General features: G+C 56.6%; 19 protein-coding genes. 7 read left to right on the plus strand and 12 right to left on the minus strand.

Translation table 11 applies throughout. The features are described 5' to 3' along the window. Window positions 1-38: 38 nt before the first annotated feature. Complete coding sequence (yjgA, locus tag A8O29_RS20165) at window positions 39-593, plus strand: ribosome biogenesis factor YjgA (RefSeq protein ID WP_125354640.1); 555 nt, start codon at window positions 39-41, stop codon at window positions 591-593. 202 nt (window positions 594-795) lie between these two features. Here the strand turns inward: yjgA and mpl are convergent, their stop codons facing one another. Continuing rightward, window positions 796-2,175, minus strand: coding sequence for a UDP-N-acetylmuramate:L-alanyl-gamma-D-glutamyl-meso-diaminopimelate ligase (mpl, locus tag A8O29_RS20170; RefSeq protein WP_125354042.1), 1,380 nt, complete (start codon window positions 2,173-2,175; stop codon window positions 796-798). A 180-nt stretch (window positions 2,176-2,355) separates the two neighbouring features. On the opposite strand from mpl, the gene fbp reads away from it, so the two are divergent. Next, window positions 2,356-3,354, plus strand: coding sequence for a class 1 fructose-bisphosphatase (gene fbp / locus A8O29_RS20175; RefSeq protein ID WP_125354043.1), 999 nt, complete (start codon window positions 2,356-2,358; stop codon window positions 3,352-3,354). Between the two features lie 148 nt (window positions 3,355-3,502). On the opposite strand, the gene A8O29_RS20180 is transcribed toward fbp, so the two are convergent. From A8O29_RS20180 to ytfQ, 5 genes are all read right to left on the minus strand, one after another. Beyond that, window positions 3,503-5,071: a methyl-accepting chemotaxis protein gene (locus tag A8O29_RS20180; RefSeq protein WP_125354044.1), complete on the minus strand. Its 1,569-nt coding sequence runs from the start codon at window positions 5,069-5,071 to the stop codon at window positions 3,503-3,505. Window positions 5,072-5,166: 95 nt separating this feature from the next. Further along, window positions 5,167-6,168: a galactofuranose ABC transporter, permease protein YjfF gene (gene yjfF / locus A8O29_RS20185; RefSeq protein ID WP_125354045.1), complete on the minus strand. Its 1,002-nt coding sequence runs from the start codon at window positions 6,166-6,168 to the stop codon at window positions 5,167-5,169. Further along, complete coding sequence (gene ytfT, locus A8O29_RS20190) at window positions 6,155-7,180, minus strand: galactofuranose ABC transporter, ATP-binding protein YtfT (RefSeq protein ID WP_174081408.1); 1,026 nt, start codon at window positions 7,178-7,180, stop codon at window positions 6,155-6,157. The genes yjfF and ytfT overlap by 14 nt, the downstream gene beginning before the upstream one ends. Before the next feature lie 10 nt (window positions 7,181-7,190). Further along, window positions 7,191-8,696: a galactofuranose ABC transporter, ATP-binding protein YtfR gene (gene ytfR, locus A8O29_RS20195; RefSeq protein WP_125354046.1), complete on the minus strand. Its 1,506-nt coding sequence runs from the start codon at window positions 8,694-8,696 to the stop codon at window positions 7,191-7,193. A 215-nt stretch (window positions 8,697-8,911) separates the two neighbouring features. Next, complete coding sequence (ytfQ, locus tag A8O29_RS20200) at window positions 8,912-9,868, minus strand: galactofuranose ABC transporter, galactofuranose-binding protein YtfQ (protein ID WP_125354047.1); 957 nt, start codon at window positions 9,866-9,868, stop codon at window positions 8,912-8,914. A gap of 294 nt (window positions 9,869-10,162) precedes the next feature. Here ytfQ and ppa point away from each other — a divergent pair, with 294 nt between their 5' ends. Further along, window positions 10,163-10,690: an inorganic diphosphatase gene (ppa, locus tag A8O29_RS20205; RefSeq protein ID WP_125354048.1), complete on the plus strand. Its 528-nt coding sequence runs from the start codon at window positions 10,163-10,165 to the stop codon at window positions 10,688-10,690. Window positions 10,691-10,848: 158 nt separating this feature from the next. Here the strand turns inward: ppa and A8O29_RS20210 are convergent, their stop codons facing one another. The 5 genes from A8O29_RS20210 to tamA form a co-directional block, all read right to left on the minus strand. Then, window positions 10,849-11,199: a type II toxin-antitoxin system ChpB family toxin gene (locus tag A8O29_RS20210; RefSeq protein ID WP_125354049.1), complete on the minus strand. Its 351-nt coding sequence runs from the start codon at window positions 11,197-11,199 to the stop codon at window positions 10,849-10,851. Next, window positions 11,193-11,447 carry an AbrB/MazE/SpoVT family DNA-binding domain-containing protein gene (locus A8O29_RS20215; protein WP_125354050.1) on the minus strand — a complete coding sequence of 85 codons (255 nt, stop codon included), beginning with the start codon at window positions 11,445-11,447 and terminating at the stop codon, window positions 11,193-11,195. The genes A8O29_RS20210 and A8O29_RS20215 overlap by 7 nt, the downstream gene beginning before the upstream one ends. A gap of 216 nt (window positions 11,448-11,663) precedes the next feature. Beyond that, window positions 11,664-12,008: a gamma-glutamylcyclotransferase family protein gene (locus A8O29_RS20220; protein ID WP_110510889.1), complete on the minus strand. Its 345-nt coding sequence runs from the start codon at window positions 12,006-12,008 to the stop codon at window positions 11,664-11,666. 2 nt (window positions 12,009-12,010) lie between these two features. Beyond that, complete coding sequence (gene tamB / locus A8O29_RS20225; RefSeq protein ID WP_125354051.1) at window positions 12,011-15,787, minus strand: autotransporter assembly complex protein TamB; 3,777 nt, start codon at window positions 15,785-15,787, stop codon at window positions 12,011-12,013. Continuing rightward, complete coding sequence (gene tamA / locus A8O29_RS20230; RefSeq protein WP_125354052.1) at window positions 15,784-17,517, minus strand: autotransporter assembly complex protein TamA; 1,734 nt, start codon at window positions 17,515-17,517, stop codon at window positions 15,784-15,786. Before tamA ends, tamB begins: the two co-directional genes overlap by 4 nt. A 212-nt stretch (window positions 17,518-17,729) precedes the next feature. Here tamA and msrA point away from each other — a divergent pair, with 212 nt between their 5' ends. Continuing rightward, complete coding sequence (gene msrA, locus A8O29_RS20235; protein ID WP_125354053.1) at window positions 17,730-18,371, plus strand: peptide-methionine (S)-S-oxide reductase MsrA; 642 nt, start codon at window positions 17,730-17,732, stop codon at window positions 18,369-18,371. A 3-nt stretch (window positions 18,372-18,374) separates the two neighbouring features. On the opposite strand, the gene A8O29_RS20240 is transcribed toward msrA, so the two are convergent. After that, complete coding sequence (locus tag A8O29_RS20240) at window positions 18,375-19,433, minus strand: LacI family DNA-binding transcriptional regulator (protein WP_125354054.1); 1,059 nt, start codon at window positions 19,431-19,433, stop codon at window positions 18,375-18,377. Between the two features lie 190 nt (window positions 19,434-19,623). Here A8O29_RS20240 and A8O29_RS20245 point away from each other — a divergent pair, with 190 nt between their 5' ends. Genes A8O29_RS20245 through A8O29_RS20255 form a run of 3 tightly spaced genes read left to right on the plus strand, consistent with a single transcriptional unit; the run spans window position 19,624 to window position 23,039 of the window. Next, entirely contained in the window at window positions 19,624-20,778 is a 1,155-nt protein-coding gene (locus A8O29_RS20245; protein WP_125354055.1) for a Gfo/Idh/MocA family protein, read from the plus strand. 12 nt (window positions 20,779-20,790) lie between these two features. After that, window positions 20,791-21,975: a Gfo/Idh/MocA family protein gene (locus tag A8O29_RS20250; protein WP_174081409.1), complete on the plus strand. Its 1,185-nt coding sequence runs from the start codon at window positions 20,791-20,793 to the stop codon at window positions 21,973-21,975. Continuing rightward, window positions 21,972-23,039, plus strand: a complete 1,068-nt coding sequence (locus A8O29_RS20255; protein WP_125354056.1) for a Gfo/Idh/MocA family protein — start codon at window positions 21,972-21,974, stop codon at window positions 23,037-23,039. Before A8O29_RS20250 ends, A8O29_RS20255 begins: the two co-directional genes overlap by 4 nt. Window positions 23,040-23,046: the final 7 nt, after the last annotated feature.

Genomic DNA, 23,046 nt, shown 5'->3' on the forward strand with positions numbered 1-23,046 from the left:
TAACTGATAACATGTGTCTCTTTTTTTAGGAGCCTGAGATGACAAAGCAGCCCGATGACTGGCTCGACGACGTGCCCGGTGATGACAAGATTGAAGATGAAGATAATGAAATCATCTGGGTCAGTAAAAGTGAAATTAAACGCGACGCCGAGGAATTAAAAGATCTCGGGGCCGAAATCGTAGAGCTGGGTAAAAACGCGCTGGACAAAATCCCGCTCGATGACGACCTGCGTGCCGCCGTTGAACTGGCACAGCGTATCAAGAAGGAAGGCCGTCGCCGTCAGATGCAGCTGATCGGCAAAATGCTGCGTCAGCGTGACGTAGACCCAATCCGTCAGGCGCTCGACAAGCTGAAAAACCGCCACAACCAGCAGGTTGCCCTGTTCCACAAACTTGAACAGCTGCGCGATCGTCTGGTCGATGAAGGGGATGATGTGGTCGCGGAAGTGCTGAATCTGTGGCCGGATGCCGACCGTCAGCAGTTGCGTTCGCTTATCCGTAACGCGAAGAAAGAGAAAGAAGGCAATAAGCCGCCGAAATCTTCCCGCCTGATATTCCAGTATCTGCGCGAGCTCGCGGAAAACGCTAAGTAAATCATTGCCGGATGGCGCTGCGCTTATCCGGCCTACGATATCGTAGGCCCGGTAAGCAAAGCACATTTCGTGCCCGTGATGCCGTAGGCCCGGTAAGCAAAGCACATTCCGTGCCCGTGATGCCGTAGGCCCGGTAAGCAAAGCACATTTCGTGCCCGTGATGCCGTAGGCCCGGTAAGCAAAGCGCCACCGGGCGTGTCGGTTACTCTACCGCTGCCTGCTCGGCTTTCTTAGCCAGCATATCCAACAGTTTCTGATGAATCCCGCCAAAACCCCCGTTGCTCATCACCAGAATGTGGTCGCCCGGCTGCACGGATTTCGCGATCATGTCGACCAGCGTATCCACGTCTGCACTGCAATGCGCAGGCTGAATGCAGGCTTCCGCCACTTCCGCGACCTGCCACGGAATGTGCTGCGGCTGCAACAGGAACACTTCATCGGCACGGCCGAGAGACGGTGCCAGATCGTCTTTGCAGACGCCCATTTTCATGGTGTTGGAACGCGGCTCCAGCACGGCGAGAATACGCGCCGTTCCGCCGACTTTGCCACGCAGCGCCTGTAGCGTCGCGAGGATTGCAGTCGGGTGATGCGCAAAATCGTCATACACGGTGACGCCGTTGGCTTCGCCGCGCAGCTCCAGGCGACGACGGGCGTTAACGAATGAGCCCAGCGCGTCTGCCGCATCGGCAGGCTTCACGCCCACGTGACGCGCGGCAGCAATCGCCATCAGGCCATTGTGCATGTTGTGCTCGCCCACCAGGCCCCATTTCACCTGACCGACTTTTTCACCGTCGAGGAACACGTCCCACTGGGCGGCATCGGTGGTGATTTTCTTCGCCTGCCAGTGACCCTGCTCGCCCACCAGCTCCTGCTCGCTCCAGCAGCCCATTGCCAGCGTTTGCTTCAGGTTGATGTCATTTTCCGGCGCGATAATACGGCCCTGGCCCGGCACGATGCGCACCAGGTGGTGGAACTGTTTTTGAATCGCTTTCAGATCGTCAAAAATATCCGCGTGATCGAACTCAAGGTTATTGAGGATCAGCGTGCGCGGGCAGTAATGCACGAACTTGGAACGCTTGTCGAAGAACGCGCAGTCATATTCATCGGCTTCAATGACGAAGAACGGGCTGTCGCCCAGACGCGCGGAGACGTCGAAGTTGCCCGGTACGCCGCCGATCACGAAGCCTGGTTTGTAGCCGCAGGCTTCGAGGATCCACGTCGCCATCCCGGCGGTGGTGGTTTTGCCATGGGTACCGGCCACCGCCACGACCCAGCGGTCGCGCAGCACAAAGTCATGCAGCCACTGCGGGCCAGACATGTACGGAATGTTTTTCTCAAGCACCGCTTCAACGCACGGATTGCCGCGGGTCATGGCGTTACCAATGATAACCAGATCAGGCTGCGGCTCGAGCTGGCTCGCGTCATAACCCTGAATCAGGAAGATACCCTGCTCTTCCAGCAGCGTGCTCATCGGTGGATACACATTGGCGTCCGAACCGGTCACTTCATGGCCCAAGGAACGTGCCAGCATCGCCAGTCCGCCCATAAAAGTGCCACAAATCCCCAAAATATGAATGCGCATTCGTCATTATCCCTCTTTCATCAGCCGCGTATTTTACCCTCATGTGAGCGGGCTGAGAAACGCATTTCGGTTAATTCCGTAATTTGCTGGCGCGATTCACCATTACGCGGGATTTTGAATGTTTGTTAAGATTGTTGGACATTAACCGCTTTACTCAACATCAAATGCAGGGAAAGTGTTATGAAAACGTTAGGTGAATTTATTGTCGAAAAGCAGCACGAGTTCTCTCATGCGACCGGGGAGCTCACTGCTTTGCTGTCGGCAATAAAGCTCGGCGCCAAGATCATCCACCGCGATATCAACAAGGCCGGTCTGGTCGATATCCTGGGTGCCAGCGGGGCTGAAAACATTCAGGGCGAAACCCAGCAGAAGCTGGACCTGTTCGCCAATGAAAAGCTGAAAGCCGCACTGAGAGCCCGTGACATCGTGGCTGGTATTGCCTCCGAAGAAGAAGACGAAATTGTCGTTTTCGACGGCTGCGAGCACGCCAAATACGTCGTCTTGATGGACCCACTGGACGGCTCGTCCAACATCGACGTTAACGTCTCCGTCGGCACCATTTTCTCAATCTACCGCCGCGTGACGCCTGTCGGCACACCGGTGACTGAAGAAGATTTCCTGCAACCCGGCAACAAACAGGTCGCGGCGGGTTACGTGGTTTACGGCTCCTCGACCATGCTGGTGTACACCACCGGCTGCGGCGTGCACGCCTTCACCTACGACCCTTCTCTCGGCGTGTTCTGCCTGTGCCAGGAGCGCATGCGCTTCCCGGAAAAGGGCAATACCTACTCGATTAACGAAGGCAACTACATCAAATTCCCGATGGGCGTGAAGAAGTATCTGAAGTTCTGTCAGGAAGAAGATAAGCACACCCAGCGCCCGTACACGTCGCGCTATATCGGCTCTCTGGTGGCAGATTTCCACCGTAACCTGCTGAAGGGTGGGATTTATTTGTACCCAAGCACCGCCAGCCACCCAGAAGGGAAACTGCGCTTGCTGTACGAATGTAACCCGATGGCCTTCCTTGCCGAACAGGCGGGCGGTAAAGCCAGCGACGGTAAAGACCGCATTCTGGATATCATTCCGGAAACGCTGCACCAGCGCCGTCCGTTCTTCGTCGGCAACGAGCATATGGTGGATGACGTGGAACGTTTAATCCGGGAATACCCGGAGGCGTAATCGGTTTGCGTTTCCCCTCTCCCCGAGGGAGAGGGAGAAAACAAAAAACTGATCTGTTTCCTCTCCCTCAGGGAAAGACTGAAAACATAATACCGATCGGTTCCCTCTCCCTGTAGGAGAGGGTTAGGGAGAGGGCATCAGACGATGGCTACGCCGCCTGATTCTGCAACCTGAACGACGCCATGGCTTCCATCAGTTCACGCGACTGCTCTTCCAGCGAGCGCGTTGCGGCGGAAGACTGCTGAACCAGCGCCGCATTCTGCTGCGCCGTTTCATCCATTTGAATCACCGCAATATTCACCTGCTCAATGCCACGGCTCTGCTCCTGAGACGCGCTGGCAATCTCGCGCATCAGTTTGGTCATCCGCATCACTTCAGACGCGATTTCGTCCATCGTTTCACCGGCCTGCTGCGCCAGTTCGCTGCCTTCGCTGACGTGCGTTTGTGAATCGCTGATCAGAGTGCGAATTTCTTTCGCCGCGTCGGCGCTGCGGCTCGCCAGATTACGCACTTCGCCTGCCACTACTGCAAAACCACGCCCCTGCTCACCGGCGCGTGCCGCTTCGACAGAGGCATTCAACGCCAGAATATTGGTCTGGAAGGCAATCCCGTCAATCACGCTGAGGATGTCGCCGATGCGACTGGAGCTGCCGGAAATATCGCGCATTTTCTCAATGACATAACACACCATTTCGCTGCCGCGATCGGCGGTATCCGACACCGTTTTCGCCAGCTGGTGCGCCTGCTCGGCGTTGTCAGCGTTCTGTTTCACCATGGCGGTGATCTGCTCCATACTCGCCGCCGTTTGCTCCAGCGAAGTCGCCGTGGATTCGGTGCGCTGCGCCAGATTATTGTTGCCCGCAGTCAGCTCGCGGCTACCGATATCAATCTGCGAACTGGCATCACGCACCCGCAGCACCGAGCCCATCAGCGATTCACGCATTTCACCGATCGCCGCGTTCAGACGGTTGATCTCCCGGCTGACCGGCGCATTGTCACTGTGGGTCAGATTGCCCGCCGCCACCTGCTCGAGCTGCATAATCGCCGTGTTCAGCGGCTTGAGCAGCATGTTGCGCAGCGCCAGCCAGGCCAGCACAATCACGCCGGCAGTCAGCAGAATGGCGATAACCATCAACGTCATCACCCGGTTTTTGCTCTTTTGGACCACGTTCACTTCGGCCTGCCCGCGGCTTTCCACCCACGTCTGAAACGCCTGCATGTCGTTATCAAACTGGCGGGAAACCGGGATCAGATGATTTTCCAGCAGGTCGTAATAACTGTCTGCACTCTGCTGATTCAGCGCCGCCAGCATCGGCGCGATGCCCTGCTGGTTATACGCCGCGTAGCTTTTCGCCACCTGCGCCAGTAGCTGCGCGCCCTGCTTATCGTCAAGCTTCGAGGCGATCACGTCGGCCAGCGTTTTCTGCGCCATCGTCACTTCGCGGTTGATGTTCTGTACCGATTTTGCCGCATCGTCGAGCATCCCGATTTCCATCAATCGCACGGCCTGGCCCGCTTCGTTTCGCGCGCGCAGGATAAGCGTATAGCCTTTGTTGAGCTGGACGAGTTGCTCACCCTGTAGGTGATTAATGCGCGTGAGAGCAGACGAACTTTGGGTGAGAGCGTAAATACCAATGCCGCTGACCAGCAGCAGCAGAAGGGTCATCACGGCCAGTAAAGAAAGCAGGCCGGTACGGATTGAAAGCTTTTTCAGCATGATGTCATTCCCGGTAGCAAAGAGACTTTTGGGCGTAAACAGACAGTATCGGCTGCTACCGGAATGACTTTAGGCTTATCAGTAAATTCAGGACGTTATTGCTTGGTTATCGCCACCGGGACGCGGGTCACCGTCGAGCTTTGGCGGCTTTCCCACAGCACAGTCAGGCCGCGTTGCAGGGCGATAAAGATGAACAGCAAAATGCCGATGGCGATTTTGGTCCACCACGAACTGAGCGTGCCGTCGAAGTTGATGTAGGTCTGAATCAGCCCCTGAATGCCAACACCAAACAGCGTGCCGAGCACCGTGCCCACGCCGCCGCTAAGCAGCGTGCCGCCAATCACCACCGAGGCAATCGCATCCAGCTCCACGCCCATTCCCGCCAGCGCGTAACCGGCCTGGGTGTAGACGGAGAAGACGATCCCAGCCAGCGTCGCCAGGCCCGTCGACAGCATGTAAATGCGGATCGTGGTACTGCGGGTGGAAATGCCCATCAGGTTGGCCGAAACCGCGCTGCCGCCGATGGCGTAAACCTGATTACCGAAACGCGTACGGTGGGCGACAAACATTCCCGCCACCACCACCAGCAGCATCAGCAAGCCCATGGCGCTCAGGCGTCCACCGCCGGGGATCATCCACGCCATATCCGACAGTGAATCGTATATTGGGTGGTTAATCGGGATCGACTCTTCAGACACGAGGTAGCTGACGCCACGCAGGAAAAACATGCCGGCCAGGGTGATGATAAACGCCGGGATTTTCAGGGCATCAATCAACAGACCCATAAACGCACCGAACGCGCAGCCCATCAGCAGCACCAGCGGGAACGCCACCAGCGGTGATAATCCCCAGAAGCCGATAGCCTTGGCGAGAAACACGCCGGTAAAGGCGATCACTGAGCCAACCGACAGATCGATCCCGCCGGAGAGGATCACAAAAGTCATGCCAACGGCGATGATCCCGAGAAATGCGTTATCGGTGAGGATGTTGCAAATCACGCGGGTTGAGGCAAAGCCCGGGAACTGGGTCAGACAATAGAGATAGCCGAGGATAAACACCCCGAGGGTGATCATCAGCGGCAAATTACGTTTTATCATGGCCGCGCATTCCTTTTAGTAAGCTGATAAAGCGCGGCGACTGGACCACCAGCACGCACAGCACCACCACCGCTTTCACCACCTGATTGAGCTCCGGCTGGAAGCCCGACAGCAAAATCCCGGTATTCATGCCCTGGATAATCAGCGCGCCAATCACCGACAACAGCAGGTTGAAACGCCCGCCCATCAGCGAACCGCCGCCGATTACCACCGCCAGAATGGCGTCCAGTTCCAGCCACAGTCCGGCGTTGTTGGCATCCGCCCCGCGAATATCCGCCGCGACAATCACCCCGGCAATGGCGGCGCACACGCCGCTCAAGACGTAGGTCAGCATCACCACGATACGGGTATTCACCCCGGCGTTTTTCGCCGCGCGAATGTTAATCCCTACCGCTTCGATAAACATCCCCAGCGCCGTTTTGCGGGTGAACAGCCAGAAAATCACCAGCGTCATCAGCGCGATAAGCACCGGCGTCGGGAACAACAACAGTTTGCCGCTACCAAACCAGGCGAGGGAATCCGAATCAAAAGTCACGATTTGCCCGGCGGTGATCAGCTGCGCCACGCCGCGCCCGGCCACCATTAAAATCAGCGTTGCGACAAACGGCTGGATCTTGAGGATGGCCACCAGAACGCCATTCCACAGCCCGGCCAGTACGCCGGTCGCCAGCGCCGCCAGCAGCACCATCGGCAGGCTGTGCCCGGCGACTTCCATCGACGCCGCCGTGGCGCCCGCAATCGCCATTATCGCACCGACCGACAAATCGATCCCACCGGTGGCAATCACCAGCGTCATGCCGATCGCCAGCAGCGCCACCGGCGCCGCGCGGTTAAGTATGTCTATCGGGCTGCCAAACAGGCGGCCGTCCTGCAATACCACCTGGAAAAAATGTGGCGAAACAATGCTGTCGACCACCAATACCAGGATCAACGCCGCGATTTGCGGCATGCCCGTGGGCCAACGGAAACGGCGTTTTGGCCGTTCAGTTTGAGGGATAGATTGTGGCATCACGTCGTACTCCTTATGCCGCAATTGCATTCATGATCGCCGGAACCGACAGCGCATCCAGCGGGATCTCTGCCACCTGTTTGCGATCGCGCAAAATAATGACCCGATCCGCGTAGCCCACCAGTTCTTCCAGCTCCGACGAAATCACCAGTAGCGCAAGGCCATCGGCACACAGCGTTTCGATCAGACGAATGATCTCCGCGTGCGCGCCGACGTCGATCCCGCGCGTGGGTTCATCGAGGATCAGGAACTGTGGACGCGTCAGCAGCCAGCGTGACAGCAGGACTTTTTGCTGGTTGCCACCGGAGAGAAATTCGATCGGCTGCTCCGCACTGGGCGTGCGGATCCCCAACTGGCGGATAAAGCGTTCGGCAATCTCGTTTTGTTCACGACGCGGTATCGGCCGCAGCCAGCCGCGCTGCGCCTGGAGCGCCAGAATGATGTTTTCGCGCACCGACGCGGCGGCGATGATACCGTCAGTTTTGCGGTCTTCAGGGCAAAAACCGATCCCCAGACATGAGGCCTGATGCGGGGACCGCAGCGTTTGCGGCTTGCCTTTGATTTCCGCGCTGCCGCTGTCGGACGGTTTGATGCCGAATATGACTTCTGCGGTTTCGGTGCGCCCGGAGCCGAGCAGCCCCGCCAGGCCGACAATTTCGCCGGGGCGAACCTGCAAATCGAACGGTTCAATGACGCCTTTTTTGCCGTAGCCTTTAAACGCCGCCACCGGTCTGTCACTCAGCAGCGTGCGGCCCGCGCGTTGCAGGGCGTTGTTGTCCAGCTCACGGCCAAGCATCATTTTGACCAGCTCAATTTGTGGCAATTCTTTGGTTTCTTTACAGCCGACAAAACTGCCGTTGCGCAGCACCGTGATGCGGTCGCTGACCTGGTAAACCTGATCGAGAAAATGGGTGACGAAAATCAGGCTGACGCCCTGATCGCGCAGCTGGCGCATCAGGGTAAACAGCATTTCCACTTCCTGAGTATCCAGGCTGGCGGTCGGTTCATCGAGGATCAGCACTTTGGCCGAGAGATCGATGGCGCGGCAAATCGCGACAATTTGCTGCATCGCCACTGAAAAACGGTTCAGCGGTTCGCGCACGTCGAGGGAAAAGCCGTAAGATGCCATCAGTGCGGTGGCGTTTTTTTCCATCTCTTTGCGTTGGATAAGGCCGAACCGGCGTGGTTCGCGGCCGATAAACAGGTTGTCCGCCACCGACATGTTGGGCAGCAGGTTCACTTCCTGATAGACCGTACCGATGCCCAGTTGTTGGGCGTGGGCGGTGTTTTTCGGCGAGATAGTGTCGCCTTCCAGCCAGATGGTGCCGCGATCGGCGTGATAAACACCAGTCAGCGCTTTAATGAGGGTCGACTTTCCGGCACCGTTTTCGCCGAGAAGGGCCATGATTTCGCCGCGACGCAGGCTGAAATCCACGTTATCCAGCGCTTTCACGCCGGGGAAAAATTTGCTCAAGCCTTCCGTGCGCAAAATATCCTGATTGTGGGTTACGTCAGTCATTATCAGCCCCCTGAAAATACCCTTCACCCCAACCCGCTCCCGAAAAAGGAGAGGAAGCGCGCGGTATTAACCGGCTTCATATCCCCTCAGGGGAAAGGGTTGGGGCGAAGGAAAACGAACTACGGTGTCGACTGCACCCTCACCCCTGCCCTCTCCCCGAGGGAGAGGGAGAACAACAAACTGCGCTGAGCAGCGACGGTGAGGGGTAATACAACTCAATAGCCCATGTCTTTTTTCTTATCCAGTTGCGCTTGAGCGCTATCTTTCAGGTAAAGCTGCGAGTGGGTCAGCGTCAATTTCGGCGGCATGGTGCCGTCTTTCTTGAACTTCTCGAGTGCATCAAACGCCGGGCCAGCCATGTTTGGCGTCAGCTCTACGTTGGCATTGGCTTCGTCGGCCAGCATCGCTTTATAAATATCCGGCACGCCGTCGATAGAACCGGTCAGGATATCTTTGCCCGGTTTCAGGCCCGCTTCTTTGATGGCCTGAATGGCACCGATCGCCATGTCATCGTTATGGGCGTAAACCATGCAGATGTTTTTGCCGTTGTTCTCTGCTTTGATGAAGCTTTCCATGACTTCTTTACCTTTGCTGCGGGTAAAGTCGCCGGACTGAGAACGAATGATTTTGATGTTTGGCGCTTTCGCTACGGCTTCTGCAAAGCCTTTCTTACGATCGATAGCCACGCTCGCCCCGACCGTACCTTGCAGTTCTACGACGTTACACGGCTTACCGGCTTCGGTTTTCACCAGCCAGTCGCCAATCAGTTTGCCTTCCAGCACGTTGTCGGCCGTCACGGTGGTCATGTAGAGCGATTTGTCTTTTACATCAACAGAACGGTCGAGCAGGAATACCGGGATTTTGGCCTGTTTCGCTTCTTTCAGCACCGGCTCCCAGCCCGTTGCCACCACTGGCGCGATGAAAATCGCATCCACGCCCTGGGCGATAAATGAACGTACTGCCTTGATTTGGTTCTCTTGTTTTTGCTGACCATCAGCAATTTTCAGCGTGATGCCGCGTTTTTCAGCCTCACTTTTCGCCACGCTGGTTTCAGCAGCACGCCAGCCGGATTCAGAGCCGACCTGCGAAAATCCTACGGTTAAAGGGGCAGCCATCGCCATAGACGACATGGCTGCAGAAACAGTCGAGACAAGAAGTAAGCGCTTCCACATAAAGGGTATCCTCTTCGGGTTATTGTTGTTAAAAGCGTCATCTGCCGAAAAACTATAGACAATGGGAAAGGTAACGTGATGCGTTACTTCACACTTCCAAAAAGAGAAAGGGGGATTTGTAAGCGCTTCCACAAACTTATTCATCAAGTGGCTGGGTTTATGGATTTATCGCCTGGTTAAAGGCTCTGAAAAACGGGCTGAAGGCCTTCTGCGGCTGAAAAGAAGCGGAGACATTTAACGTGAGTTGGCTATAATACCGGGCACTTGAATGACACCAGATTAAAGGAAAAAGACATGAGCTTACTCAACGTCCCTGTAGGCAAAGACTTGCCAGAAGACATCTACGTTGTTATCGAAATTCCAGCGAACGCTGACCCTATCAAATATGAAATTGATAAAGACACCGGCGCGCTGTTCGTTGACCGTTTCATGTCTACCGCGATGTTCTATCCGTGCAACTACGGTTACATCAACCACACCCTGTCTCTGGACGGTGACCCGGTTGACGTACTGGTCCCAACGCCATACCCACTGCAGCCGGGTTCTGTGATCCGTTGCCGTCCAGTCGGCGTGCTGAAAATGACCGACGAAGCCGGTGAAGATGCGAAACTGGTTGCGGTACCGCACACCAAACTGAGCAAAGAATACGATCACATCAAAGATGTGAACGACCTGCCAGAACTGCTGAAAGCGCAGATCTCCCACTTCTTCGAGCAGTACAAAGCGCTCGAGAAAGGCAAATGGGTTAAAGTTGAAGGCTGGGATAACGCTGAAGCTGCTAAAGCAGAAATCATCGCTTCCTTCGAACGCGCTAAGAAGTAATTCTTACCGCCCGGCGGCGCTACGCTTGCCGGGCCTACGGTCCAATCCAGAGCCTTAATTTGTAGGCCCGATAAGCGTCAGCGTCATCGGGCAAAAAAGCGCTTAGGGGTTTGTCCGCAGTCTCACACCGCCTACGGGCGGTGTTTTTCATTCAATGTTTATTCCACGATAGCTATCAGTCTGGCCAGAGCCTCTTCAACGATGTCTGCCGGCGCGGTTTCAATTTTGCGCGCGCCCCGCACCTCCAGATCGACCATCCGCACCTGATTAACCAGCACGACGCCGCTCGTTTCTGTTCCGCATCCGCTTAACGACACGCTAAACCCTGCCTCACGCGCAAAGCTTCCGCCCTGCGTAATGGGCGCCACCAGAGCAGTGCCTGTTCGATTAAATGCGGCGGTAGAAAGGATAATTGCAGGTCGACTCACTCCCTGCTGTTCACGACCACTCGCGGGAGAGAAACTCACCAGAACGATATCTCCACGTTCAAAACCGGGCCGCTTCACCATACCTCATTGCCCAATGGGTTATCTTTTCCCCAGACCTCTTCTTCTGAAATCTTAGGCGCATCCAGATCACACTCGGCCAGCAACTGCTCAAGCGTGTAGCGCTTGCGCGCCACGGGCGTCAAAATCAGCTGATTATTTATCACTTCCGCCTCCATGCTTTGACCTGCACTCAGGCCAAGCTCTTTCACGACAACACCAGGAATGACCATACCGGTACTGTTTCCCCATTTTTTAATGACGATGCGCATCGCTCCTCCTTAGTTAGACAAAGTATAACCGGGGGAAACGTCATGTCATGTTTTACGTCCTTAACGGAGTGGCTACCAGCGTGATTTTCGGAATTTAACAAGGAATGCGCACGGGTACGGAAGGAAAAGAAAAAGCAGAAGGTGTTGCAGGAATTTCTTCAAAGTGACGCGCAAAAAAATAACGCCACCCGAAGGTGGCGTTACTCATTTAGTCTTTCAGAACTTATCTTTATCCAGCCAGTTACCGGTTTCGATTCGCGTGAATCCGTCCACCGGACGCTGATAGACGTACATCCACGCACTACCGTATGGTGTCTGGATTAAACGGCGCGCGTACTCGCCGCCCTTGGTACGCAGCGCGTCAAGTTCGGCCAGCGTCGAGGCGTCGATACGATACACTTCACCTGCTACAGTGCCATCCCCTGGCACGGCGCCTGGATAGTGGCCCAGGCTGTAGAGTTGATAGTTATCGACGCTGTGATCGCCCAGCCACTGGGCGTTGGTCATCCAGTGACTGTTGCCTTGTTTGCGCCGCAAACTGCCATATACAAATATTCGCATTGCTAAAACTCAAACTGATAGAGCAGATCAAGTGCCTGGTCTATGCCAGACACCGCTTCCAGATAAAGCTTGGGCATCAGGCGATAGCGTAACGTGAGTGTTGCCAGAGAGTCAAAAATTCCCACTCCATATTTTACCTGCAGACCTGGCGCGATATAGCCGCTGACCACCACCTGAGAGGAATCACCCACTCCTGCGGTATCCAGCGCCAGATTGCTGACGCCAAACGTCTCGCCGATTTTACCCACAATCTGCCCACTTTGTGCAACCCCCAGGCCAACCAGTGCGGAGGTCATTGCGGCACCGTCGCCCTGTTCGCTGTCGAGCCCCTGTCCGCGTAACAGATACGAGAGCGCGGCCTGCTGCGACATCGCCGGGTCAGAGAAGATTTCGGCCTTCGGCTGGTCCGCCATTCCGGTCACGCGCACCCCGGCGGTCACGTTGTCTTCGGTGGCTTCCGGGTTACGAATGGCTTCAATATTCAGCATAGGCTGATCCGGTGGACCTGAGAACAACAGGATCCCTTTACGCACGATCAGGTCCTGCCCGTAGGCGTGGAAACGGCCTTCAGGAATGTTGATTTGCCCGTTGAGGCCCAGGCCATGGCTGTCCTGCGCCACTTTCAGGTCGCCAGTCAGACGCGCCTTCAGACCAAACGCATCCAGACGCACGTTATTGCCGACGTGAATCGTCAGGTTGCTGTTGATAGGAATACCCGCAGACTTCGGATTCACCGGTTTGAGATCTTTATCGAGCATCACTTCGTCGCTGGACACGCCCACGGCGCTTTCCGGCACGTCGTGAACCACGATGCGCGCCCACGGCACGTCTACGTTACCGTCAAGCGTGAACAGGCTTGGCGTGGCGGTAAAGACCACGTCCGGCGAGACATCGAGGCGCACCATCGGTGGCACGGTAATGCGCACCCGACTACCTTTCGCCGCCACCTGCGCCCGCCAGTTGTCGATTTGCGTCCAGTCGGCGTTACCGCTGAGGCTAATCTGCCCTTGTTTCGTATCAATCACGCCGTCCAGCGTCGAGCGCGTGCCGTTGAAGTTCATCGCGACCCGGCTCGCCTGCATGTCGAATGGCATAAAGTTGCCGTCGATATCGAGGCCAGTGAGCTGCAATTGGCCGAACAGCTGCGGGCTTTGCACGTTGCCGCCCAGACGCAGATTCGCGTTCAGGGTACCCGCGGCTTTTTCACCGCGCGCGAAGACAGGGTTAATCATCGCCAGCGAGAAGTTGCGGATATTAACGTTACCGCCAAGATTGCGTCGCCCTTGCGGGTCGGTGACGTCTATCTGGCCATCGAGCTGGCCGTTGTTGGTCAGACGAATCGTCCAGCCCAGCTGCGCGCGGTTGTTATGCAAATCGGCAGTCAGGTCGAGCGTATCGAATGCCACCGGCAGCGCCGCGTCGTTCACCGTCTGGGTAACCTTCACATTGCGTCCGGACAGGCTCACTTTGCCCTGCGGCAGCCCTTCTTTGGTGGTGTCCCAACTGACGTCGGCCTTACCCGTGAACACACCGCTGGCCTGCGTCGCGTCTGGCATAAATGGTTTAAGCATTGCCAGGTCGAAGCGGTTGAGATTCACCACCGCGTGTCCGGCAGCACCGGCATCAATGGTTTGCGGCACGCACAGTTCGGCATTCGGGTTAGTCCAGCAGTGTGGCCCGATACTGATTTTCTGTTCCTGATTGCGATAATCGAGCGCAATCGCCCGCGAGAGCGACACCGGGCCGACCGGCGTCTGGAAGCGCGTATTGCTCAGCGTGCCTTTCCAGCGTTGCTCCTTCCTGTCGAAACTGCCCGCCAGTTCAAGCTGACCGGAAACCGGATCGCCCTGCATTTTCAGCTCTAGCTTGTGCTGCTTTTCATCGCCTTTGGCGGTGAGCAACACCTGGCTGATGTTCACGCCCGGCTGCGCGATGCCATTCACGCGCACGTCGAGATTGCCGCCAATTTGGTCCGTCGATTTTACATCGCCTTTAATGGTGGCCTGGGCGATAGAAAGCGCCTGCCAGCGCAGGTTGCGGGCGGTGACGTCCGCCAACAGCTGCGGCGCATCCACGGTGCCGCGCACTTTCAGCAGCCCTTTCGCCGTGCCGCCGAGGCCCGGCAGTGCGTTATCCAGCCCCGGCGCGTCGATGGTGGCGTCGAGGTTGAGCGCTTTCACGCCCAGTTCGCCCTTCACGTCAGCGCTGTTGCGCCCCAGTTCGAGGTGCAGGCCGGGAATTTTCCATTGCAGGTAGCTGTTACCGGACAGTTTCCCGTCGACGTTGACCTTGTTCTGCTTCACGTTACCGGTGAGTTTCAGTTCCGGCACATCGACCTGCCAGCTGCCGCCGTACAGGCTGCCGCTGGTTTTGATCAGACCGTTCAGTTTCGCCGGCCAGTCTGGCACTTCTTTGGCGGTGTTGATGCCGTCAAGCTTCAGCTCGCCGCGCCAGCTGATCGCCTGCTGCCAGTCGAGCAGCGCTTTCAGCTCGGTTTTCCCTTCCAGCGCCGCGATGGTCAGCTTATCGAGATTGACCTGCTGCTCATTGCCCTTCGCGTCCAGGGTAATCGTGGCGGGCGGTAAACCCTGCCCTTTTACCGCGGTCGCGAACGACAGCGTATAGTCGGTCATCTTGCCGCTAAGCTTCAGTTTTACGTTGTCGGCCTGATACTGCTTTTCACCGGTAAACGGCCAGTAAAGCTGTTTGCTGAGCACTTCGAGATTCAGCGGCAGCCCGGCTTCGGCCAGCTGCGCCTGGGCGCGAATGCCCACGTCCACCGGGCCGGAAAGATTGATCCCGACGTCGAGTTGCTTGCGCACGTCGCCGCCAATCTTCATTTTGATTTTCTCGCCCTTCACCGGGTCGATATTCAGGGTGCTGTTGAGGGTCAGATCTACCGGCCAGTCATCCTGCAATTTCGCCGTACCGGTGGCGTTGACCGTGCCCTGGCTCGAATCCACGTCCAGCGCGTCGAGCTTCATGTTGCCGTCGATGCTGCTGACTTTCAGCAGCAGTGTGTAGACCGTTAAATCGGTGTCGCCGGTCAGGCGCAGCTGCTCGCCGCGGAATTCCTGAATGTTCAGGTTTAGCGGCAGATGCACGTCGGTCATTTCAGGCAGAACAGGCTTCGAGAACAGATCTTTCATTGTTTCGCCGAGCGGTTTTTCATCCGGCTTCGGCTTGTCGATTTTCGGCTCAATCACCTGTTCCTGCGCCACTTTCGCCACTTTCGGCAGCGCAATCAGCAGACCCCGCAATGACGTTGGGGTGAGGGTCAGGTTTTTCTCCTGCCAGTTCAGGCCAGAAGTGAAATCCATCACCGACACCGTAGTGTCGTCGATTTTGATATTGATGTTATTCAGCGCGACCCGGCTGAGCGTGATCGGATACGGCGTCGAGAGGTTCAGCGGCCCGCTGTCCTCTTCCACCGCAGGCGCGGACGGTGGCATCTTTTTGCTGTCGATAGCCACATTCACGTTGGCAAGCGAAAGGTCATTCACGCACAGGCTGCTGTTCCACAGGCAGGAGGTATTCACCGCCAGATGGAATTGTCCCGCATCGACCGCCACGCCCGGCTGCTGGTAGCGCAGGTTTTTAACGGTCAAATCTTTCCAGCCGCCAACCACCTGGCCGATAGACAGGCCCGGCACCCAGCGGTCAGCCGCTTTAAAGACCAGATGCAGACCGGTTGTGGTGCCCACCAGGAACGCCACCGTCCCCAGCAGCAGGATGATAAACACCAGGACGCCGAGGCTAATCTTCTTCCATAAACTCATAATTCTGGCCCCAGACCGATGTAGAACTGTAAACCGTGCTCTTCTTTATCGCCCACCGGAGCGGCAATATCGAGTTTGACCGGGCCGACGGGTGACTGCCAGCGCACGCCGACGCCGGCACCGGTTTTGAAATCACTGTCGCGGAAATCGTTCACCGCTTCGCCGCTGTCGACGAACACCGCGCCCCACCATTTACCGGTCACGTTGTACTGATATTCCAGTGAACCGGTGGCCAGACGCGAGGCGCCAGTGAGTTTGCCGTCGGCATTTTTCGGCGAGATGGATTCGTATTTATAGCCGCGAATACTGCGGTCGCCCCCGGCGAAGAAGCGCAGGTCTGGCGGCACCCGGTCGAAGTCGCCGGTTTCAATCCAGCCGATGTTGCCGCGCACCACGAAGCGATGGCGATCGTAAATTGTGCGGATCCAGGTGTTTTGCGCCTGAGCAACGACGAAATCGACGTCAGAACCCCACGCACCGTTTGAGACATCCACCGAGTAGCGCTGCGAATCGCCCCAGGTGGGCATCAGGCCGCCGCGTGAACGGGTACGGCTGATCATCACCCCCGGATAAAGCAGCATGGTGGTGTTGGTGACGTTGGCCTGCGTAAAGTGGTCGAGGCTCCAGCGCAGGTTGATGGCGCGCTGCCAGCCGCTGGAGAGGTCCCAGTAACGCGACACGCCGAGCGTCGTCGAGTCGGATTCGGTATCGTTCAAATCGGTGCGTTTGAAGCCGCCCTGCAGCAGGTAATACTGCTCCAGCGGGTTCTTCAACAGCGGAATTTTGTAGGAGAAATCAAGCTGCTGCTCGGGCGCAGACAGGCTCAGATCGGTGGTCAGGCTGTGGCCGTAGGAGTTCATCCACGGCTTGTTCCACGACGCTTTGACGCGCGGCCCCACGTCGGTGGAGTAGCCGACACCGGTTTCAATGGTGTTTTTGGTACGCGGAGACACCACGCCGCTCAACGGCAGCACTTTGGTTTTTCGCGCTTTATCAAATTCAGGTGCCACGACCACCGAGTTAAACCAGCCAGTCGCGGAAAGTCGGCGGTTCAGCTCCGCCAAATCATCGGAGGTGTAGTAATCCCCCTCTTTGAACGGCACCAGATTTTGCAGATAACGGTCCTGGATCTGCGAACCCTGGAACGTGACGGCGCCGAAGCGATAGCGTTGGCCGCTGTCATAATCGATATCCCAAAATGCCTGATGGCGTTCGAGCGACACGCCGAGCTGGCTCTTTTTGAATTCGCTGTCGAAGTAACCTTTACGCAGCGAAACGCCGGTGAGCGATTTTTTGAAGCCGTCGTAATCAGCGTGGTCCAGAATCGTCCCTATTGCCGGGCGTTTTTTCAGTAAATCCAGATAATCTCTGTCGTCACGTGCGCCGCCGCGCAAAATCACGTCGGTGCCACCAATGCGTACCGGTTCACCCGGTTTGACGTGCGCCAGCAGAACCTGACGGCCTTTGGCCGGTGCCGGTTTCAGTTCGAAATCAATCTGCGGTTCGTAATAGCCCAGTGCTTTAAGCCCCGCACGGATGGAGTCATCCACACGCGCACGGAAACGGCGATCCGGAGTCACCTCGTCGCTTTCAATCGTCGACAGCTGCGCGCGCACGTTTTTGAGCAGCTCCCCAGAAAGTCCATCTACCTGTAAACGTATGTTTGCCGCACCGGCAACACCACTGACCAGGAACAGACTGGCCCAACATAACTGGCGAATTTGTGGCACGTTTTCTCCCAAATGTCCTTGTTTCCACCCCGTCAGGAAACGCAATAGCCGATCCACGGCTTAACAAAATTTCAACACTACCGGTTGAAAAAAAGACGCCCACCTCAATATTTCTTATGTTTAAATCTAGACGTATTCATCGCCTTTATTGTCATCAAAGAGAGGCGCTGTGACAACCTTATCCCCAATTTCCTTTATCCGGAGGCCAAACCGTGAGTTTATTCGATAAAAAACACGTTGTCGCTCAAGCGGATGCGCTGCCCGGTCGCAATACGCCGATGCCTGTCGCCGCGCTGCATGCCGTTAATGAGCATTCGATGACTAACGTTCCGCAAGGGATGGAGGTCGCGCTGTTCGCCATGGGCTGTTTCTGGGGCGTTGAACGCCTGTTCTGGCAGCTGCCTGGCGTCTACAGCACCGCGGCGGGCTACACCGGTGGCTATACGCCGAACCCGACCTACCGCGAAGTGTGCTCTGGCGAAACCGGTCACGCCGAAGCGGTTCGCGTGGTCTACGACCCGGCTGTTATCAGCTATGAGCAGTTGTTACATGTGTTCTGGGAAAATCACGATCCGGCCCAGGGCATGCGTCAGGGTAACGATCAGGGCACCCAGTACCGCTCGGCAATTTACCCGCTGACCCCGGAACAAGAGCAAGCAGCCCACGCCAGTCTGGCGCGTTTCCAGGCGGCGATGAACGAGGCCAATGATTCCCGAACCATTACCACTGAAATCGCCACCGCTAAACCGTTCTACTACGCGGAAGACGACCACCAGCAGTACCTGCATAAAAATCCATATGGCTACTGCGGCATCGGCGGCATTGGCGTGTGTTTACCACCCCAGCTCGCCTGATTTTTAGCTCTCAATCGCAACGCGGCCTGTGTGTCGCGTTGCGTTACTCACCGTCCCGCCCTCCTGCAATTTCCCTTGCAGCAATACATTCAGCACCGACGTGCCTTGCCGGTTGAGCCGGTTTTGCAACAGATGCACGGCTTCGACACCCAGTTCACGGCAGGGTACCGTCACGCTGGTGATGGGTTCCGCCATTTCATTGTCGAGTTGCCAGTGAAAGTCAGTAGTGATAAGCGAGATGTCTTCCGGGACGCGGAGTCCGTAACGGGCCAGCACCTTCTGCACGCCGAGCGTCATATTGGTGCTGCCAGGGAAAATCACCTGCGGCCACTGGTCGCGCGGGGTTTCGTCCAGCCATTGCGCCAACGCCTGCTCGGATTCCTCCGCGCTAAAACCCTCGGTGACAATCACATCCCGTTGCGCGTTGAACGGTACGTGGTAGCGGCGATAGGCTTCTTTGATGCCGTCGAGCCGGGCGTACAGCGTTTCACGACGCAGAGTGGTCAGGCACAATACGCGTCGGTGACCCTGTTCAAAGAGATAACGCATGGCATTAAAACCAATCGCCCGGTGATCGGGTGATACGGCATCCAGTAACCGCTCTTTGTCGTTGGTATTAATTAATACGCAGGGTTTATTGAGGGTTGTCGCCAGTTTAAAAACGGTTGAATCATCAGTCCCAATGATAATTATCGCGTTTATATTTTTATTATTGGCCTTTTCAAGAAAAAGCTTAATATCCGCATCCTGCTCTTCCAGCCCACAAAAAGTCAGATATACATCATGCGGTTCAATCGCATCGGCGATCCCGCGCGTCACTTCCTGGTAAAATATATCGCCCCGCGCTGTAAACGTTCTCGCCGGGGCAAATACCGCAATCCCATTAATGAGCAGTCGTCCGGTGGCCAGTTCGTCGAGTACCCCAAGCTTTCTGGCGCAACGCACAATCGCCTCCCGCGCCTTTTCACTGGTGTATGACTTGCCGCATAGCACCCGGGAAACCGTGCTGACTGAGTAACCCGTTTGCGTCGCTATTTGGTCCATTTTAAGCTTGCCGGACATTGTGTGACCTCTCTCACAATCAATATCTGCAAATTTTTGCAGACACAATAAGATGATTTTAAAACAGATTTATCCTGCACACCGAAATTTGATAATTAGCCTGCGAGCATTCTCACAAATTCCTTTTGTCTGAATGCCGTGTTCTTCCTATTTTCGCCTTATCCCTGAGGAAACTTGAATAAGGTGTGACATGGACAAAATACGTTTTGGCATTATTGGTGTGGGTAATATCGGTACTGTTCATGCGCGTTATTTACTGGCTGGTACGGTGAAAGAAGCGCAACTCACTGCCGTTTGCGATATCGACGAGAAAAAGCACGATGCTATCCGCCAGATTGTGGGCGATAACGTCGACATCTTCAGCAATGCCCGCGACATGCTGCGCAGCGGGCTTATCGACGCGGTGATCGTCGCCACCCCGCATTACGATCACCCAAGCCTGTCGATTCTGGCAATGCAAAACGGCATTCATACGCTGTGCGAAAAACCCGCCGGGGTTTACACCGCGCAGGTTCAGGAGATGAACGCCTGCGCCCGGGAGTGCGATGTGGTGTTCGGCATCATGTACAACCAGCGCCCCAACCCGCTGTATCAGAAAGTCAAAGACCTGATCGACAGTGGCGAACTCGGCGACATCCGCCGCTCTAACTGGATTATCACCAACTGGTATCGCTCGCAGAGTTACTACAACTCCGGCGGCTGGCGCGCCACCTGGAAAGGCGAAGGCGGCGGCGTACTCCTCAATCAGGACCCGCATCAGCTCGATATCTGGCAGTGGCTGGTGGGTATGCCGATCCGTCTGCGTGCCTTTTGCCAGTTCGGCAAACACCGCCAGATTGAAGTGGAAGACGAAGTGACCGCCTACGCCGAGTATGCAAACGGCGCGACCGGCGTGTTAATCACTACCGTGGCGGAAACGCCGGGCACCAACCGTCTGGAAATCGCGGGCACCCGCGGAAAAGTAGTGGTGGAAGAAGGCCGCCTGCGTTTTTGGCGCCTGCGTGAATCTGAAGACGCCTTCAACGCCCGCTGGCAAAACGGTTTTGGTGAGCCGGAGTGCTGGGAAGTCACGATTCCTGTTGCTGCCGAATGCAGCGAACATCATGTGATCACCACCAATTTCTGCGCCGCTGTACTGCGCGGCGAACCGCTTATCGCTCCGGGCCTCGAAGGTATTCGCGGCCTGACCCTTTCCAACGCCATGCACCTTTCAACCTGGACCGACGGCTGGGTCGATTTGCCGTTTGATGAGCAGCGCTTCAAGCACCTGCTCGACGAGCGCATCGCCGCCTCAGTGGAAAAACAGGTCGAGAGCCGCACCCTCGACGCTTCCGGAACCTGGTAATTAGGAGCCAGCATGTTACGTGTCGCAATTGTCGGAACTGGGAATATTTCGCACAACCACATTCAGGGCTATCTGGAAATGGGCGCGCGCTGCCAAATTGTCGCGCTGGTCGATATCTATCCGGAAAAAGCTCACGAGAAAAAAGAACGTTACGCGCTGCATGATGCCCGCGTTTACAGCAGTCACCAGCAGATGCTCGACAACGAACCGGACGTCGATATCGTGGATGTCTGCACCCCGCCGTACGTTCACGCGAAAATCAGCATCGACGCACTGCACGCGGGTAAACACGTACTGTGCGAGAAGCCCATGGCCGCGTCGCTGGAAGAGTGCGACGCGATGATCGCCGCCCAGCAGGCCAGCGGTAAAACGCTGTCGGTTATCGCCCAGAACCGCTTTACCGACGCCTTCTGGCGGCTGAAAGCGGCGGTCGATTCCGGGCTTGCGGGGAAAATCTGCCACGCGCAGGTCGATTCCTTCTGGTGGCGCGGCCACTGCTATTACGATTTGTGGTGGCGCGGCACGTGGGAAAAAGAAGGCGGCGGCTGCACGCTGAACCACGCCGTACACCACATTGATGCCATTCAATGGATGCTCGGTTTCCCGAGCGAAGTGGTGGCGATGATGAGCAACGTTGCCCACGACAATGCCGAAGTGGAAGACTTGAGCGCCGCCATTTTCAAATACCCTTCCGGCGCACTGACCCAGCTTACCGCCTCGGTGGTGCATCACGGCGAAGATCAGAAGATGGTGATTCAGGGCGAAAAAGCACGAATCTCCGCGCCGTGGGACGTTTTCGCCAGCCAATCGGCAGACAACGGTTTTCCGCAAGACACCCATAACGCGGCGCTTGAAGATCAGCTGTCCACGCTGTTTCGCGTAACGCCAAGACTGCGCTGGACGTTGCACACCGGGCAAATAGATAACTTCCTCACAGCGCTCGAACAGCAGACACCGCCGTTAGTAGACGGCGTGCAGGGCAAGCGTTCGCTGGAAATCATCACCGCCATTTATAAATCAGCAATTACCCGCACGGTGGTGACACTGCCGATTGCGTCTGACGACGTCTTTTATCGGACCGGCGGCCTGACCGCTCGCGCTCCGCATTTTTATGAAAAATCCGCCTCGGTCGCCAACTTCAATGAAGTCGGTGCTATCCCGCTTGGCAAAAATTTCGATACAGGAGCAGCATCATGAACAAGAACGACGGTATGAATTACGCCCCGACCGGTAAGCCTCAACCGGTGGTTAAGCCTGGCGAGTTTGTCTTTGCCGCCGCCGCCCTCGATCACGGACATATCTACGGCATGTGCAACGGGCTGGTTGAAGCCGGAGCGCAACTGAAATGGGTGTGGGATCCGGACCCGGCGAAAGTCGATAAGTTTGTACAACAGTATCCGCAGGTGAAGGTCGCCGACTCGCTGGAAACGTTGCTCAACGACCCGCAAGTTCAGCTTATCGCAGGCGCGGGCGTGCCGTCTGAACGTTGCGCACTGGGGCTGAAAGTGATGGCGGCGGGGAAAGATTACTTCGTCGATAAAGCGCCGTTGACCACCCTCGAACAGCTCGAAGATGCCAAAGCGATGGTCGCCAAAACCGGGCGCAAATACGCTGTGTATTACAGCGAACGCCTGCACGTCGAAAGCGCGGTCTTCGCCGGGCAGCTGGTGAAACAGGGCGCAATTGGTCAGGTCATTCAGACGATTGGCACTGGGCCACACCGCGAAGGCGAAGGCCGTCCGGACTGGTTCTACGAGAAACGCTACTTCGGCGGCATTCTGTGCGACATCGGCAGCCATCAGATTGAGCAATTCCTGTTTTACACCGGCAACGAAGAGGCGCACATCGTCGCCAGCCAGGTCCGTAACGTCACGCATCCGCAGTATCCACAGTTTGAAGATTTCGGTGACGCAATGCTCGCCGGGGCCAACGGCGCGACCGGTTATTTCCGCTGCGACTGGTTTACCCCTGCGGGTCTGCCAACCTGGGGCGACGGGCGCCTGACGCTGCTCGGCACCGAAGGCTATATCGAAATCCGCAAATACATCGACCTGACGCGCGGCGAACAGGACGTGGTGTATCTGGTGAATAACGAGGGCGAGCATCGCTATCCGGTGGCGGGCCAGGTGGGCTTCCCGTATTTCGGCGAGCTAATTAAGGATTGCCTGAACCGCACTGAAAACGCCATGAGCCAGGCACACGCCTTTAAGGCCGCTGAACTGTGCGTCAAAGCGCAAATGCTGGCTAACGCGGGCCAATAAGGAGGCC

Source organism: Scandinavium goeteborgense, assembly GCF_003935895.2.
GTDB classification, from domain to species: Bacteria; Pseudomonadota; Gammaproteobacteria; order Enterobacterales; family Enterobacteriaceae; genus Scandinavium; species Scandinavium goeteborgense.